This is a genomic window from Candidatus Enterococcus myersii, from assembly GCF_017316025.1.
Lineage (GTDB): Bacteria > Bacillota > Bacilli > Lactobacillales > Enterococcaceae > Enterococcus_C > Enterococcus_C montenegrensis.
This window is the reverse complement of record NZ_JAFLVT010000013.1, coordinates 1-16565: the sequence shown is the minus strand read 5'-3', so window position 1 is coordinate 16565 and position 16565 is coordinate 1. Positions and strand designations below refer to the sequence as shown.

General features: G+C 37.1%; 14 protein-coding genes and 2 other annotated features. Of the genes, 3 read left to right on the top strand and 11 right to left on the bottom strand.

Annotated elements, in window-relative coordinates; genetic code table 11:
* Window positions 1–131: 131 nt before the first annotated feature.
* The 4 genes from arcC to ptcA form a co-directional block, all read right to left on the bottom strand.
* Window positions 132–1118 (bottom strand): carbamate kinase, encoded by a 987-nt coding sequence (gene arcC / locus JZO76_RS09370; protein ID WP_206903814.1) that lies wholly within the window; start codon window positions 1116–1118, stop codon window positions 132–134.
* Window positions 1119–1120: 2 nt separating this feature from the next.
* Entirely contained in the window at window positions 1121–2221 is a 1101-nt protein-coding gene (aguA, locus tag JZO76_RS09365) for an agmatine deiminase (RefSeq protein ID WP_206903813.1), read from the bottom strand.
* Complete coding sequence (locus tag JZO76_RS09360) at window positions 2208–3596, bottom strand: APC family permease (protein ID WP_206903812.1); 1389 nt, start codon at window positions 3594–3596, stop codon at window positions 2208–2210. Before JZO76_RS09360 ends, aguA begins: the two co-directional genes overlap by 14 nt.
* A 109-nt stretch (window positions 3597–3705) precedes the next feature.
* On the bottom strand, window positions 3706–4740 hold the full coding sequence (gene ptcA / locus JZO76_RS09355; RefSeq protein WP_206903811.1) for a putrescine carbamoyltransferase: 1035 nt from the start codon (window positions 4738–4740) through the stop codon (window positions 3706–3708).
* Between the two features lie 394 nt (window positions 4741–5134).
* Here ptcA and JZO76_RS09350 point away from each other — a divergent pair, with 394 nt between their 5' ends.
* Both JZO76_RS09350 and JZO76_RS09345 read left to right on the top strand, forming a co-directional pair.
* Entirely contained in the window at window positions 5135–5836 is a 702-nt protein-coding gene (locus JZO76_RS09350) for an MgtC/SapB family protein (RefSeq protein WP_206903810.1), read from the top strand.
* 55 nt (window positions 5837–5891) lie between these two features.
* Window positions 5892–6761 carry a helix-turn-helix domain-containing protein gene (locus JZO76_RS09345; RefSeq protein ID WP_206903809.1) on the top strand — a complete coding sequence of 290 codons (870 nt, stop codon included), beginning with the start codon at window positions 5892–5894 and terminating at the stop codon, window positions 6759–6761.
* 58 nt (window positions 6762–6819) lie between these two features.
* On the opposite strand, the gene JZO76_RS09340 is transcribed toward JZO76_RS09345, so the two are convergent.
* The 4 genes from JZO76_RS09340 to JZO76_RS09325 all read right to left on the bottom strand — a co-directional run bounded on the left by JZO76_RS09340 (window position 6820) and on the right by JZO76_RS09325 (window position 10733).
* Entirely contained in the window at window positions 6820–8025 is a 1206-nt protein-coding gene (locus JZO76_RS09340; RefSeq protein ID WP_206903808.1) for a M20 family metallopeptidase, read from the bottom strand.
* 84 nt (window positions 8026–8109) lie between these two features.
* The gene (locus tag JZO76_RS09335; protein WP_206903807.1) at window positions 8110–8952 is read right to left on the bottom strand and encodes a MetQ/NlpA family ABC transporter substrate-binding protein; all 843 of its coding nucleotides are present in this window, start codon (window positions 8950–8952) and stop codon (window positions 8110–8112) included.
* Window positions 8953–8980: 28 nt separating this feature from the next.
* Complete coding sequence (locus JZO76_RS09330; protein ID WP_206903806.1) at window positions 8981–9661, bottom strand: methionine ABC transporter permease; 681 nt, start codon at window positions 9659–9661, stop codon at window positions 8981–8983.
* 1 nt (window position 9662) lies between these two features.
* A complete protein-coding gene (locus JZO76_RS09325; protein WP_206903805.1) occupies window positions 9663–10733 on the bottom strand; it encodes a methionine ABC transporter ATP-binding protein in 1071 nt (356 codons plus the stop codon).
* Between the two features lie 132 nt (window positions 10734–10865).
* Window positions 10866–11103: a binding site (T-box leader), on the bottom strand.
* A 35-nt stretch (window positions 11104–11138) separates the two neighbouring features.
* Window positions 11139–11381 (bottom strand) — a binding site (T-box leader).
* A 274-nt stretch (window positions 11382–11655) separates the two neighbouring features.
* On the opposite strand from JZO76_RS09325, the gene JZO76_RS09320 reads away from it, so the two are divergent.
* Window positions 11656–12765, top strand: a complete 1110-nt coding sequence (locus JZO76_RS09320; protein WP_206903804.1) for an ABC transporter ATP-binding protein — start codon at window positions 11656–11658, stop codon at window positions 12763–12765.
* 154 nt (window positions 12766–12919) lie between these two features.
* On the opposite strand, the gene JZO76_RS09315 is transcribed toward JZO76_RS09320, so the two are convergent.
* The 3 genes from JZO76_RS09315 to JZO76_RS09305 form a co-directional block, all read right to left on the bottom strand.
* A complete protein-coding gene (locus JZO76_RS09315; protein WP_206903803.1) occupies window positions 12920–14287 on the bottom strand; it encodes a gluconokinase in 1368 nt (455 codons plus the stop codon).
* 230 nt (window positions 14288–14517) lie between these two features.
* Window positions 14518–15840, bottom strand: a complete 1323-nt coding sequence (locus JZO76_RS09310; protein WP_206903802.1) for a CHAP domain-containing protein — start codon at window positions 15838–15840, stop codon at window positions 14518–14520.
* A 500-nt stretch (window positions 15841–16340) separates the two neighbouring features.
* Window positions 16341–16565 (bottom strand): LPXTG cell wall anchor domain-containing protein (locus tag JZO76_RS09305; RefSeq protein ID WP_206903801.1); only part of this gene is annotated, 225 nt, incomplete at its 5' end.

Sequence of the window (16565 nt, the reverse complement as noted above, 5' to 3'; positions counted from 1 at the left end):
TTGAATAATTTTATCCTTATTTATTGAAACAACTGATTTTTCACTGCACTTTAAATATACCACAGCTACAATCTGATTTTTATTTTTTGTCAGAAAAAGCCGACCCTTTTGGCTCGACTTTTTTCTTTGGTTTAATTGGTGATGAAATCTTTTAAATGACTTTTTTGTTCTAAATTTTGATTGCCATAAATAATCGTACCGGCATCTTCATTTAATAACGCATCTAAATTATCTAAAGAGGTAATCACAGCTCTGGCATTTGGTTGTGCTTTGACAAAGGCTAAGGCGGCTTCCACTTTTGGCAACATACTCCCTGGAGCAAACTCGCCAGCTTTTTTATACGTTTCTAAAGTTTCAATATCCACTGTAGCGAGATTTTTTTGCTCCGGTGTATTAAAGTGAACCGCAACATTAGGTACACCAGTTAAAATGATTAGCTCATCGGCGGCAACGATTTCGGCGATTTTTTCAGAGGCAAAATCTTTATCAATGACTGCTTCTACACCAACTAGTCCCGCAGCTGTTGTAATGACGGGAATACCGCCACCACCACCTGCTACAACTAAAGTATCCGTTGCAACCAAAGCTTTAATCGTTTCAGCTTCAACGATTCCAATCGGTTTAGGTGAAGCAACAACTTTACGCCAACCGCGACCGGCATCTTCTTTGTATACGGCGTCGCTGATTTTCATTTCAGCTTGCGCTTTTTCGGCTGTCAAAAATGGGCCTACTGGTTTAGTAGGATTAACAAATCCCGGATCCTCCGCTGCTACGATAACTTGCGTTAAAAGCGCTGCAACGGGCTTTTCTAGTCCTCTTTTTTTTAATTCATTATCCAAAGCTTGTGTTAACCAATACCCAATGCTGCCTTGTGTCATGGCAACACTCGTATCCAATGGCATTTCTGGATTTTCCGGGGAAGCGGCTGCTTTTTGCTGTAATAATAAATTTCCTACTTGTGGACCATTGCCATGAGAAATCACTACTTTGTAGCCAGCTACAACTAAACTAATCAAAGCAGTTGCAGTTTTTGCCAATGCTTTTTGTTGTCCCGTTGCAGTTGGATCGTCAGTTAAAATAGCATTACCTCCTAAAGCGACGACAACTGTTTTTGTCATTATTATGCCTCCCCTTTAGGAATTTGTTGCGTAATACAGTGGATATTCCCACCACCTAATAAGATTTCACGGGCGTAAACACCAACGATTTTACGATCTGGATATAATGCTTGTAAAGTTTCTTTGGCCTTTTCATCCATTGCATCTCCAAATAACGGATAAATAATGCCGCCATTTGCAGTATAGTAATTCACATAACTAGCTGCTAGACGATCGCCCACTTGTCGTGGCAGAGTGCCATCTACCGCGTCAACACCACCACTTTCTTCTTCATTAATTAAAATTGGTTTTGGAACATATAATTTGGTCACATTGATTTTACGTCCTTTGGCATCTGTTTCATTTTCTAAAATATCCAAGCATTCTTTTGAAATTTCATATTGTGGATCATTCTTATCATCTGTCCAGGCCAAAGCAATTTCACCAGGTGCCACAAAATTGGCAATATTATCAACATGGCCATTTGTTTCATCTAAATAAATACCACGTTTTAACCAAATCACTTTTTCAATATTCAAATATTCTTTTAAAATATTCTCAATCTGTTCTTTAGACAATTGTGGATTGCGTCCTTCTGATAACAAGCATTCTTCTGTCGTAATTAACGTACCTTCACCATCCACATGGATTGAACCACCTTCTAAAACGAAATCATTTAATCGATAGCGATCTTTCCATTCATTCTCACAAATTTTTTGAGCGACTTGATCATCTTTATCCCATGGAAAATACAGCCCATCTACTAAACCACCCCATGCGTTAAACGTCCAATCTACTCCACGGGTCTCGCCTTTGCCGTTGGTTACAAAAGTTGGTCCGCAATCTCTTACCCAAGAATCATCACTTGCAATTTCTACTACGCGAATATTGTCAGGTAACATATGCCGTGCATTATTGTACTGATCGAAATTTACTCCCATGGTTACAACTTCAAATTCCGCAATTGCTTTGGCTACTTCGACAAAAGCCTGTTGGGCAGGCTTGCCACCATCACGCCAGTTATCCGGACGTTGTGGCCATAACATGTAAACTCCTTCATGTGGTGCAAATTCTCCAGGCATTTTAAATCCATCTTGACGTGGTGAGCTATCAATTGTTTTCATCTGTAATGACTCCTTTTCCATGTTTTTCTTTTGCTGAATATCGGATTACGATTTCCCCAATAACAAAAGCCAAAATCGTACCGATTAAAACAGGTATTTTAGCATTCATTTCCGCGGCACTACCATCTAGGGGCACGATAGAAAAAATTAACGTAATAATTAATAAAATCATTGGGACAAAGGTCATAATTTTCATTAACCAGTTTGGTCCAGGGACTTTAAAAGGACGAACAGCATTAGGATCAATTTTTCGTAATTTTAAAAAGGCTGGAAACATCATAATATAAGAAAGTAATAAGGCTACGACATTTAATGAAAAGAAGGCCCAAAAAATATTTTCGTTTGGAATAAACGGTGCGGCAACAACCAAAATCGAGGCAATGACACCATTGACGACTGAAGCTCCCACTGGCATATCATTTTTAGGATTTTCTTTTGCAAAAATGGCTGGCATATCTTGATTTTTAGCCGCATATAAAGCAACATAGTTTACCCCTAATGCCCATGAAATAAGATTAGCAGCAAGCGTGTACATAAATAAGATGCCAATAATCACTACAAATGGATTTAATCCGCCAACTAATAAAATAAAACTATCAATTAATCCCCCGGAAGCGGAAAGTTGATCTGCTGGTACAGCTGCCCCCATTCCAAAAGCGGCAAACAAATAGAAAAAGGCAATTAGAATTCCGCCATAAATAATTGCTTGGGGAATTTGCTTTTTAGGATTATCCATATCACTTGCTAAAGTAGTTACTACTTCAAAACCCAAGAAGTTAAATAAAATCACGGATAAAAAGCTTAAATTTTGAATATCAAATTTTGGTAACAAAGCCGCACCAGAAAAATCATTTGCCATCCCTTTAGTCATGGCATGGTAAATCCCTAAGATTCCCAAACAAACCATAATTGCCACTTTAGCAAAAGCCGCTAAATTTAAAATCCATTTACTATCACTAACAGGATAGCAGCTGATAATCGTTACAAACCAAATGAAAATCAACTGAATTAAAATTAAAACCGGTGTGCTTAACTGTAGTTGAAAAATTTGGCTTAAAACTTCTTGGAACAAAACTGCAAGGCTTGCCATCCAAATTGGAAAGTTAATCCAATAAAACCAAGCTACTCGAGCTCCCCAACGACGACCATAGGCTTTTTTTACCCAATCGTAAATGCCGCCTTCGTCATCATAAGTGGTACCAAGTTCTGCGGAGATTAAACCGTAGGGTAGGAAAAATAAAATTAACAATAAGCCCCACCAGAAAAATTGCGAAGAACCGATTGCAGCGGCCGGCGCGGCAGACTCTACTACTAGAATAACAACTACGGCCATTAAGACCGCATCAAAAAGACGAAACTTTTTCTTTTCCTTCATAATCGTGCTCCTTTCAATGAGCCAAAGATGAAAAACTGCTGCAAACTTGACGCAGTTTATATGAAAGTACGTCAAGTTTGTCACAGCTTTTCAAATTTCAGAAAGCTTACTAGTCTTTACGTTCTAATTGACGTTTTGGTTGCAACATGTATTGCAATTCGCCATCAAATTTAGCAGCCAATGCATCATCGGCATAATCCAAATAAGGATTTAAGAAATAAACTAATAATGCCCGCATTGCTGTCAAACGATTTTCGGCTTCATCTAAAACAACCGATTGACTGCCATCTAATACTTCATCCGTAACCTCTTCACCACGTGTGGCAGGCAAGCAATGTAAAAATTTAGCATCTGGTGCAGCTTTAGCCATTAATTCATCATTGACTTGATATTTAGGATAGAAAACATTCATCCGCTCTTCTTCTGATAATTCTGCTTCATACAAGCCATACCAAACATCGGTGTAAACAAAATCAGCATCTTTTAACGCTTCATCAGCATCTTCTGTGATTAATACGCTACCACCAGATTTTTGGGCATTGGATTTGCCAATCGCCAACGTTTCTTCTTTAATTTGGAACCCTTTAGGCCCAAATTGAACAAAGTCCATTCCCATTTTTGTGGCCATAAACATTGTTGAAACACAAACTTGCGTTGCATCGCCAACAAACACAATTTTACAGTCAGACAATTTTTTACCAGCTGGTAGATGTTCTGTCATCGTGATAATGTCGCCTAATTCTTGAGTTGGGTGGTTATAATCACTCATTCCATTAATAACTGGAATTGTCGCATCTTTGGCAAGTGCAACAACAGATTCATGACGTTCTACTCGTGCCATTAAAATATCTACTAAGCGAGATAATACCCGAGCTGTATCAGCTAGACTTTCGTGTCCACCTAATTGAATTTGACCAGGGGCTAAGTATTGCGCATGTCCCCCCAGTTGTGTCATTGCAGTTTCAAAAGATACACGCGTACGGGTAGAAGATTGTTCAAAAATCATCCCCAATGTTTTATTTTTAAGTAGCAAAGGATAATGCCCATGTTTGATACTATCTTTAATTTTTAAGGCTAATGCGATTAAATATTCAATTTCTGCTTTAGTAAAATCATTTGTGTCGATAAAATCTCTTTTTTGCATGGTATAACGCTCCTTTAGATAATTAATATAGTTGTCTTTACTCGAGTAATGCTTTTGACATACTCAGCATAGCGTGACACCAAGATTTTAGAAAGGGTTTTCAAAGTTTTAGAATGCAACTTGTGATAAAGAAAACATGTTACATTTCCCGTAACATGTTACAAGCAATTAAATAATAAGATTCAAAAGGCTTTTGTATAAACTTTCAATTATCTAAAAACTCTTTTTTTGCTAAGGTCAGAATTTTATTTGCGGAATTTTTGCCAGAAGATTATAGTGGAAGAGAAGCTACTGCAGGTTTTAGCCAAAAAATGCTATTGTCATTTATTCCTTTCATTTCAGCTTGTAAAGACTGCTTTTGGCAGTTGCTCATTATTGTAAAGGAGGAGAGCTCATGTTTCGTGTTAGTGTGGGGGAAATTTTATGTCGTCTTGCTTTAGTGATTTTAACCAGTGGCATTATTGGTTTTGATCGCGAACAAAAAAATCGGCCAGCGGGAATGCGGACCCATATTTTAGTTGGAATCGGGGCGTGTATCATTGCCATGATGCAGCAAGAAATTGCCGCCCAAGCCGTTATCTTTGCTAAAAATAATCCGCAAATCGCAACTGTAATCCGGGCGGACCAGGCGCGTTTAATCGCGCAAGTGGTTAGTGGTATTGGTTTTTTAGGAGCTGGGACAATTGTTGTTACCCACCATTCCATTCGCGGGTTAACTACTGCTGCCTCGCTTTGGGCGACTGCAGGATTAGGTCTTGCCATCGGCATGGGGTATTATGCCATTGCCTTACTTAGTTTTATCGCGGTCATTGCAGTTTTGGTATTGCTAAAAAAAATCGTCCATGTCCCGACAAACAAAAATTTTCAAATTAAATATATTCATCCAGATGAAGCTGAACCTTTTATTCATGAATTTTTCAAAAGTCGCGGGATAAAAGCTATTACGACCGATTACTATGTGGATACCCAAGACGAAATCAAAATTTTCAGAAAAAATTATGTCATTGCTTTTATTAGTGCAGATAGATCGGCAGAAATTATCGATGGTTTAGCACAAAATGAAAATATTATAGCGGTCCGCGCTTTAGCCAAATAAATTGCTTTTTATGTATTCCCGATAAAATTTGTACCAACTACTAAAGGAGTCTATTATGACCTTTGATAAAATCCAACAAATCTACCCCGATGCGCGCTTTAGTAACATTGCCCTAGATGATCCAAAATTTTATTGTATCCCCCTTGAAGAAGGATATGCCTTACTCATTGCCAGTCAATTAAATGAAAATGAACGTAAATTGCTGCAGCTATTTTTACCTACTATTAGTGAACCAAAAGATGTCATCAGCCACCGTTTTTACCGCATCTTATTTAAAGGGGAAATTCCTAGTCACACAGGATACGTACGCATTTTGCAAATAAAAGTAAAAAGCGGCAAATCTTTTGAAAAAGCCGCTTGGCAGCATGCAGCAAGTGAAATAATCCAAACTGTTTCTGATAGTTTTTGGCTTAGTTTTGACACTTTTATTTTAGTCGAAAATAAAGACGTTGGAAATTTTTCAACCGATGAATTGTTTGGTATTTTTCAAGCGCTGGATAGCGACTTCAACTGTTACAGTCAAGTCTTTGTCGGAAGCTTCCACAAGCTCAGCCAAGCATTGGCTATAGATTTTCAAACCGAACGCCAAATCTTTTTGCAACAATCTCATCGGAACAATAGTCAACAAAATTTTACACTTTCAAATTCAGCGATTATGTACCTGATTGGAGATACCATGGGGGAAATTACGTTGTTTAAAAACTTACATGACCGCTGGTTTAGTGACTCAGAGATGGTTTCCATTTTGGAAGCCTTGTGGCAGGCACAAGGAAATGTTAGTTCAGCTGCTAAGACGTTATTCTTACATCGTAATACCATTAGCTATCGGATTGATAAATTTCAAGAGGCAACTGGTTTAGACTTAAAAAAAATGGATGACCTGATGTTTTGTCATCTACTAATCACCTGTTTTTCTGAATTATAAATAAAAAAATCGTGCCCAGTTGTTTTGGGCGCGATTTTTTTGACGCATTTAGAAAAAATTAGTTTCCCTTTGCCAAGCTTGTTTTATGATCGCCCTTAATTTTAGCCAATAATTCGGGCTGTTCAAATAAATCTAAGGCTGTTTGAGCTAGAAGTTGTGCTGCAATAGCAATAGATGCCAATCCCTTTTCACTTTTAGCCGCTGCTTTAAATTCTTCAGAGTGACCGGCGATATAATCATCTGAAATAGAAACTGTCGGTTGAATTGTTGGAACAACTTGACTAACATTTCCGACATCAGAAGAGCCTAAACTTGTGCGTATTTCTGTTTCTATTTCCTCAGTTGGAATATTCAATTGGGCTAAATGGTTGAAAAACAATTCGTCAAAACTTGGAGTTACAATCACATCGTCGACTGAATTTTGGAAAAGACCAAATTCATAGCGCGCTCCAGTTGCTAATGCAGCGGCTTTTACCACATTTTCTACCTTTTGATATACTTCATTTAAAGTACTCCGATTTTTAGCCCGCAGATAAAAGCGGCCTGCCGCATATTCAGGAATTACATTGGCTGCTAGTCCGCCATCAGTAATAATGCCATGAATGTTTACATCTTTTGGCAAATACAAACGTAAACCATTGATTCCATTGGAAACTTGTAATAATGCTTCTAAGGCACTAATCCCTTTTTCTGGTGCTCCGGCGGCATGGGAGGCACGCCCATAAAATTTAATGTCGACAGGATCATTGGCTAAAGAAGCTGTCGTTTTGCCATAATGGTAAGCTGGGTGAACACACAAAGCTGCATCAACATCAGCAAAGAAACCATCTCGCACAAAACTTCCCTTCGCTGAACCATTTTCGCCCCCTTCTTCACCAGGTGTACCATAAACGCGAATTTCGCCACCAAAATCTGCAATCAAATCTTTCAATGCACTCGCAGCTAAAACAGAATAGGTTCCAAAAAGATTGTGTCCACAAGCATGACCAATTCCAGCTAACGCATCAAATTCAGCTAAAAAAACAATCACGGGTCCAGGTTTTCCTGCAGTAAAGCGGGCGTCAAATCCTGTTCGGTGTCCGGCGACATCTTTTTTGACAGAAAATCCTTCTTTTTCCAATTGTCGAATTAAAACATCTGAAGAATAAAATTCATAATTACTGACTTCGGGATGCTGATGAATATCTAACGCAAGTTCTTGATAAGTTGGTAAATGCGTTGCAATAAATTCTTCAATGTGTTGTTTTCTTGTTGTTGTTGGCATACTGTTCACTCCTCAATTTTTTATAAATATAACCGAATCGTTTTAACGTGCAGTTTTCTTTTCTATTATTGAAATGCTAGTTAATCACTTACGACCAAAAGTTTCCCACGCTGGTACACTTGAACCTTTTGACGTTTCTTCAATCACTTTTTTTGTTTCATTTGTTTGGTAGACTGTTACAATTTTTTGATAAATTTTATTATTTTCATCTTCTTTACGTGCAACGATAATATTGACATAAGGGCGTGCGTTATCATCCACCGGTTCTAAAAAGATTGCATCTTTAGTAGGTGTAAATCCTGCATCAACTGCAACACCACTGTTAATAACAGAAATCGCAACATCTGATAAAGCCCGCGCTGTTTGCGCAGCATCTAATTCAGTGATTTTCAAATCTTTTTTGTTTTCTGTAATGTCAGAAACTGTGGGCGTTTGCTTTTTAGCTGGATCTACTTTAATTAAGCCGGCTGTTTGTAAAAGCAGTAATGCCCGTCCGCCATTTGTCACATCATTTGGAATCGCAACCTTAGCACCGTCTTTTAATTCTTTCACATCTTTTAGTTTGTCTGAATAAATTCCTAATGGTGCATTAACAGTATTCCCAATTGACACAAGATTGGTCCCATGTTCTTTGTTGTAATTATCTAAGAAAAATTGATGTTGAAAAGCATTCAAATCAATGGATTTATCCGCTAACGCTGCATTAGGCTGATTGTAGTCCGTAAATTTTACGTATTCTAAATTAATGCCGTCTTTTTTGAGACGTTCTTTTACATTATCCCAAACATCTGTATCTGAACCGATAACCCCTAATTTGACCGTAGTTTCTTTTGTATCATCCTTTGTTTTGGCATTTCCTTTTGAACATCCTGTGGCAACTAACAACAACGCGACTGCGACAAAACCTAATTTAACTAATTTTTTCATTTTTTATTCCTCCAAATAATTTCGTATTCTAATGACTAATTTTTTTAATAATTTGATTGCTAATAAATTGACTGATAAAGACTAAAATTAATATCAACAGTGTTGCAACAATCGTCACGTCGGTTTGAAAACGATTATAGCCCCTAGAAATAGCTAGATTTCCTAAACCACCAGCTCCGACAGCTCCTGCCATTGTGGTTAAGCCAATAACGTTAATAATGGTTAGAGCACTAACACGGATGATTCCTGGCAAACCTTCTAATAAATACACCCTAAAAATAATGCCCACCGGACTTGTTCCCATTGCTTGCGCTGCCTCCACTACTCCTGAATCAACTTCTAACAGAGCATTTTCAATTTGACGAGCAAAAAATGGCACTACCCCCACCACTAAAGGTACTAAAGCGGCTTTTTCCCCAATAGTTGTCCCCACGATAAAGCGAGTAACTAAAGCTAAAAGCGACAACATAATAATAAAAGGAATCGAGCGTACAATATTAATTAATTTATCTAGAACATTGTATAATGGCCGTTTTTGTAAAATTCCACCAGGACGACTTACAACTAACACAACACCTAATAAAATCCCCAAAACGCCTCCAAACAATGCGGTCCAAAATGACATGTACAATGTTTGTTTGGTTGCTTCAATAAATTCGTCTGGTATTGCAAGTACATTGGGGAAATATTTTTCTAATAATGCCTGCATTCTAAAAACCTCCACTCACAACTTTGGCGCTTTCTTTCGAGTATTTTAAAACATTCGTATAAACGCCAAGTTTTTGTAAATGTTTTAAGGCTTGGCGTCGCTGATTTTCTTCTCCTGCCAACGTCACAACTAAACTTCCTAGTGGCACATCTTGAATAATTTCAACGTTGCCATATAAAATATTGGTCACAACTTGATAGCGGCTATATAGCTGTGCAATCAAAGGTTCGTTGGTCTGATCGCCTACATACGCCAATTCCACTAACCATTCATTTTCTGCTAAGCGACTAAATTTTTCGCTTGTTAAAATAGTCTCGAGGGCTTGATCAATATGGGTTGCTGTCCGAATAAAATCGCGGGTTAATGCTTGCTTTGGTTGGCTAAAAACTTGAATACTGCTACCTTTTTCAATAATTTTGCCAGCTTCCATGACAGCGACTTTATTACAAATTTCTTTTACCACCTGCATCTCATGTGTAATTATGATAATTGTTAAGCCCAATTTCTTATTTAGATCTTTTAAAAGGGCTAAAATCTGTGATGTTGTTTTAGGATCAAGTGCACTCGTCGCTTCATCACATAATAAAATACTCGGATTATTCGCTAAAGCACGTGCAATCGCCACGCGCTGCTTTTGACCACCGGATAATTGTGCGGGATAACTATTTGCTTTATCTTTTATACCCACCAACGCTAATAGTTCATCGACTTTTTGTTGACGCTCCTGTTTGGATTTTCCTGTGTATTTAAGGGAAAATGCCACGTTTTCAAAAATCGTTCGACTATTCATCAAATTGAAATGTTGGAAAATCATCCCAATTTCTTTGCGTTTTTCTCGTAGTTTTTTATCCTTTAAGGCAGTTAATTCTGTATTATTAATCGTCACCGTACCCCTTGTTGGTCGTTGCAATAAATTAATCACACGCACTAATGTACTTTTACCGGCTCCTGAATACCCGACAATTCCATATACATCTCCTTTTTGGATATGCAAATCTACATCGGTAACAGCATTGATCACCTTATCTTTATCTTGGGTAAATGTCACCGAAATATTTTTTAAATCAATCATGTTTCTCCTCCTAAAAATCCGTCTTATGCCGTCTTTTCAAAAGCATCACATTCGTTTTTGCCCCATTATCTTCATCCTTTCAAAAAATCATTGATACAAAAAAAGCATCCTCAAACAAAGAAATTTTCTTTGCTTGAGGACGCTTTTTGCGTGTTACCACCTCATTTTGAATTTAGCTCACGCTAAATTCCTCTTCAAGTACTAGCATACTCTAGCGCTGTAGCGGGCGCCCCCGTTATCTTCTTACTTTTTAGCTCGAAAATAATTTACTATCAGGCCATTTTCAACAACTTCATTTTTACTTCTTCTCAGCTACCGAAGCTCTCTGTTAAAAAAATTCACTGTCTACTTACCTGGTCATCGTAATTTATATATAAAAAAAGCCCTTTTATAGAAAATAATCTATAAAAGGACGAATAATCGTGTTACCACCTTTGTTTGAAAGCTATGCTTTCCTCTATCCAACGTTTACCAAATATCCCGTAAAGTATTGGTGTTTCTTTTAACGGTGAAACATTCCGAAGCTGCCTACTTATCGACATACTTTTTCTCCAAGGCCATTTTCAGTATTTTGTCCATAACACTTTCCACCAACCAGTGTCTCTCTAAAATGTCCGCCAAACTTACTTTCCTCATCAACGAAAGTTTATTTATTTGTTGAAATGAAGTTTACGCTAGTCAAATTTTTTTGTCAACAAAAAAAATAAAATTTTTTTCGCTCATTGTCTGTATATGCGCTGAAAAGTCGGTCAATTCAAGTTTTAATAAACAAAAAAATTTGCTGCTACAAAAAATGAAACCATTTTCAAAAAAGTGCACAAAAAAAATGACTGATTTTGTGCATTCTGACCTAACAAATAAAAACGGTTACATATATACTAAGTTCATAGCAAAACAATAAAAAGAAAAAGAGGTAATCATTATGGTACAAATGGCATTAAATCATGTCTATAAAAAATACGACAATGCGGAAAACTATTCTGTTACAGATTTTAATTTGAATATCGCAGATCGCGAATTTATCGTTTTCGTTGGTCCTTCAGGTTGTGGTAAATCAACAACTTTACGAATGATTGCTGGCCTTGAAGATATTACAGAAGGCGAACTTTCAATTGGCGAAAAAGTCATGAATGACGTTGCACCAAAAGATCGCGACATCGCCATGGTATTCCAAAACTACGCATTATACCCACATATGACAGTATTTGATAACATGGCTTTTGGTTTGAAATTACGTAAATATGACAAAGCAGATATTAAAACACGGGTTGAAAATGCGGCTGAAATTTTAGGCTTAACAGAATATTTAGACCGTAAACCTGCCGCTTTATCTGGTGGACAACGTCAACGGGTTGCGTTAGGTCGTGCAATCGTTCGTGATGCAAAAGTCTTCTTAATGGATGAACCTTTGTCAAACTTAGATGCAAAATTACGTGTTGCCATGCGTGCTGAAATTGCGAAATTACACCAACGCTTAAACACAACTACAATTTACGTAACCCATGACCAAACTGAAGCTATGACAATGGCTGACCGAATTGTTATCATGAAAGATGGTTTTATCCAACAAATCGGCACACCGCAACAAGTATACGATACACCGGTAAATGTCTTTGTTGCAGGCTTCATTGGCTCTCCTGCTATGAACTTCTTCAACGTTACATTAAATAACGGAGTAATCACAGATGGCTATGGCTTAAAATTACGTATTCCAGAAGGAAAAAATAAAATTTTAGTTGAAAAAGGTTACGAAGGAAAAGAAGTTATCTTTGGTATTCGTCCGGAAGATATTCACTCTGAACAAGTCGCAATTGACGCTTCACCAGAAGCAACAGTTAACGCTGAAGTCGTTGTTTCAGAATTACTTGGAGCAGAATCCATGTTGTATACAAAAACTGGCGAAACTGAATTTGTATCAAAAGTTGATGCCCGTGATTTCCATAAACCAGGTGAATTCATTGACCTTGCTTTCAATATCAATAAAGCTCATTTCTTTGATAAAGATAGCGAAAATGTTATTAAATTACCTTAACCTTGTTCATTTCTTATTTTCCCATAAAGGCAAAAAACGTTCGCAAATGCGAGCGTTTTTTGTTTTAGTCAATTTCATTGCATATGTTTAATAGGATAAATTTTTAGATAGACAATCAATAAAATTTCTATTTTTTATAGCGAAACACTTTTCACTAGCGAAAATAATCTTTCGCAAGTTTTTCATAAATCACTTGTTCTTTTGGATTTGGTACAAACTGGTATTCTGCTCTTTGTGCGGGTATTTCTGGCTCGAAATACAAATAGTACAAGCCAAAAATGGGCTCGTTTTCTGGCGCATAAATACACTTGGCACCCAAAATTGTACTAGCCAACTGCGCAAGTTCCGTCGTTTTAAAAAAGCCACCGCTTACTGATAACACTTGCTTTGGTGCTACCAATTTTACTAAACGCCTAATATTTAATAGCATCCCTTCAATGACACTGCGTAATAAATCTTCGCGTGTATGTTGTAGAGTTAAGTTATAAAACCCGCCCCTTACTGTTTCATCCCAAAGTGGTGCTCTTTCACCATTTAGATAAGGCAAAAAGCGTAATCCCTTCGCACCGATCGTCGTTTTTTCTAGTAGCTCTGGTAATTGGGTAAAAAATAAAGAGGAATCTTTTGCTAATTGCGCAGCTGACCACTCCAATAATGACGCACCGTTATTAGAAGGTGCACCAATTACAAAGTATTTTTCATTCAAATAGTAACAAAAATTTTGTTTATTTGGTTCTAATTGCGCAGTGGTAACAATTTGTCGGACTGCTGCACTCGTTCCAATTGTTAAACTGGCTGTTCTTTTCGTGCGATAAAAACTGGCATAAGCTGCCAGCGTGCCATCGCTAGCACCAACTGCAACTTTTATCCTTGGTGCAAAACCAAAGTGTTTAATTTTATCTATCTTCATAGCCAGTGTTTTCGTCGTGTCGACAATTTCAGCTAATTGATTTGGCTTAATTGCCAGATAAGATAGAATTTCTGTACTCCACGTTTTCTTTTCCAAATCATAATATCCTGTAGCTGAAGCACAAGCGCGATCAATGATAAATTCCCCAGTAAAGTATTCCAAGACCAGTTCTTTTAACCCCGACCATTGTGTCACTTCTTGATATTTATTAGTTTCTTTAAAATAAAGCAGTTTTGCAAAAGGCGACATTGCATGAATCGGTGTGCCTGTTAGTTGATAAAAATCTTTTGCTAATTTTGTTTTAGAAAATTCCGCAATCGTTTCTCCTGCCTGTAAGTCTGACCACAAAAAGACCCTTTGACTATTAGCCGGCCGTAAACTGTGCATTGCCGTACTAAAACTCATTATTGAAATTTTTTTTCGTAGATCTTTCGGAATTAGAAAAATCCCTTTTTCTAACAAAGCGATAATTTCTGAGGCACGTTGGTATCTTGCTGCTTTATCTTCATAAGTCGTTAATTTCACACTCGTTTCAAACAATAGTTGTTGCTCATAAATTACCCCTAGCTTAATTGCTGTGGTTCCAATATCGATTCCTAAAAATACAGCCAAATTTATCCACCTCTATTTTAGCTCACTTCATGTTATTCTTCTTATTCTAGCATAGAAGTGTTTCTCTCTAAAATAAAGTGACGTTAAAAATGCGAACTATACCTCCTAACTTTTAGTCGTAACGATTTTATTGCAGTCAAATCAATTTTTTTCGTGTGGAAAGTTTATACTTCCTTTACAGAACAAAAAAAGACGTCGAAATATTATCGACGTCTTGAAGATTCATTACATTAACGGTGAATATAAGTTAAGCCAGATGCGCTTAATGTTTCGATGTTTGGACCAGTTGGTGATGAGAAGCCCATACCACCTTGTGAAATTGTAATTGTGTTGTTGGCTGCATTGTATGATTCAACGTAAGCTACATGACCATAAACTGGATCAGCATTCCAACTACCAACACTTTGGCCACCAGCAAATACTACAACTGCTCCAGCAGCTGGTGTTCCATCAACGCGGTAACCATCAGCAGCAGCTGAACCACCCCATTGTGCACCATTACCCCAGTAAGTACCTACCCAAGGCGCAACTTGTTTTACATACCAAGTACATTGTCCTTGTGCATACATATTACCTGAGCCAGAATGATCGATTCCATTACCTGAACCACCCCAGTTATTATTACCAGAGTCGTTATTGTCATTGTTTGTATCGTTATCATTTGAATTATTATTATTGTTATTATTACCAGTATTACCTGTTTGGTTATCTTGCGCAGGTTTATTTGTTTCAGTTGATCCTGCAGTTGAACCAGATTCATTATTAGCAGGAGTAGTAGTTTCTTGTTGTGCTTGTGCTGCTAATTTTTCTTGACGAGCTGCTTCTTTTGCAGCAGCTGCAGCTTTTGCTTCTTGTTCTTTGCGGATACGAGCTGCTTCTGCTTCTGCTTGAGCTTTTTGTTTATTTAATTTATCTTTGTCGCTTTTAGCAGTTGCTTCTTCAGCAGCTAAGTTAGCTTTTAAGACATTTAATTCGGCTTGCTTATTGGCAATCGCATTTTTTTGTGTTTCTAACTCTTTTTGGTTAGCAGCTAGTGCGTTAACTTTTTCTTCATTTTCTTTAACTTTTGTTTCAACTGCTTGTTTGTCACGTTTTTGTTGGGCAACCAAGTCGTTGTTGGCCTTAACAATTGTTGTCATCGCTTGAACGCGGCCAATAGCATCTGATAGAGAGTCAGACTCAACAACTGCATCGATAAAGTTTGTGCTTTGACCGTTCACTTGAACATCGCGAGCTTGTTTTTTGATTGCTTCTTCGCGTTTAGCAATTCGCACTTTTAATGTAGCGATTTTATCTTGCAATTTCATTGTGTCTTCATTTAATTTAGCTTGTTTATTTTCTAAGTCGCTGACTTTTTCAGCAACTGCGGCAATTTCAGCTTCTAATGAACTAATTTGATTGGAAACATCAGCCTGTTGACCTTGTAAGCTGTTAATTTTTTGATCCTGTGCTTCAATTTTCTCATCAATAGTATCTGCAAAGGCTACATTACTTGGTACGGCTGCAAGTGTTAATGAGCAAACTAATAATGCTGATAACAAACTCTTCTTCACGTAAAATTCCTCCGAATGGCGTCTTATTTTCTTATTTAATAAATAATAATTACAGGTTAAAAATTTCTCTTCTCTTTTAACGCTAAGAGCAGTTTAACACAGTGATATGTCAAACAAATAATAGCTATGTTACAAAAACATTTCAAAACACAATGTTTTTTTTACAATTGTCAAAGAAGCACTATTCCATTATTTATAGTGATTAATAACTATACTTTTTATTATTTCTTGTTCTTTTTAATCAAGAAAAGATGAAAACCATTCAATTATCCAACCTTTTTTCAATTGAAAGCCAAAAAATTTTTTTCTTTGTAAAATAATTTTTAATCTGAAATGAACACTATAAAGACGCTAGGAGAAAAGTCGAGTGGACTTTTTTCCTAGCGTCTTTTTTATACAATATAATAAGGGGAAGATTACGATTTGCATGACCTAAAATACTTCATAATATTTAACTTTAACAGCTTTCAACTTAACGGCTAGCACTTAAATCATTCTATTTATTTACGAAATTTCCAAAAGATTGGCACAGATAATGACAAAATTCCACCCAAAATAACTAGCCAAACATTTTCTTTTTCACCCATCTTAGGTAATAGTTTTTGCTTTTTCGTTTCTAAAATTGAACTTTCATCTTTCTCAACGTTACCTTGCTGCTTTGGTTTACTTGGCTCACTTGGCTCGCTTGGCTCACTTGGTTTACTTGGCTCACTTGGGTCACTTGG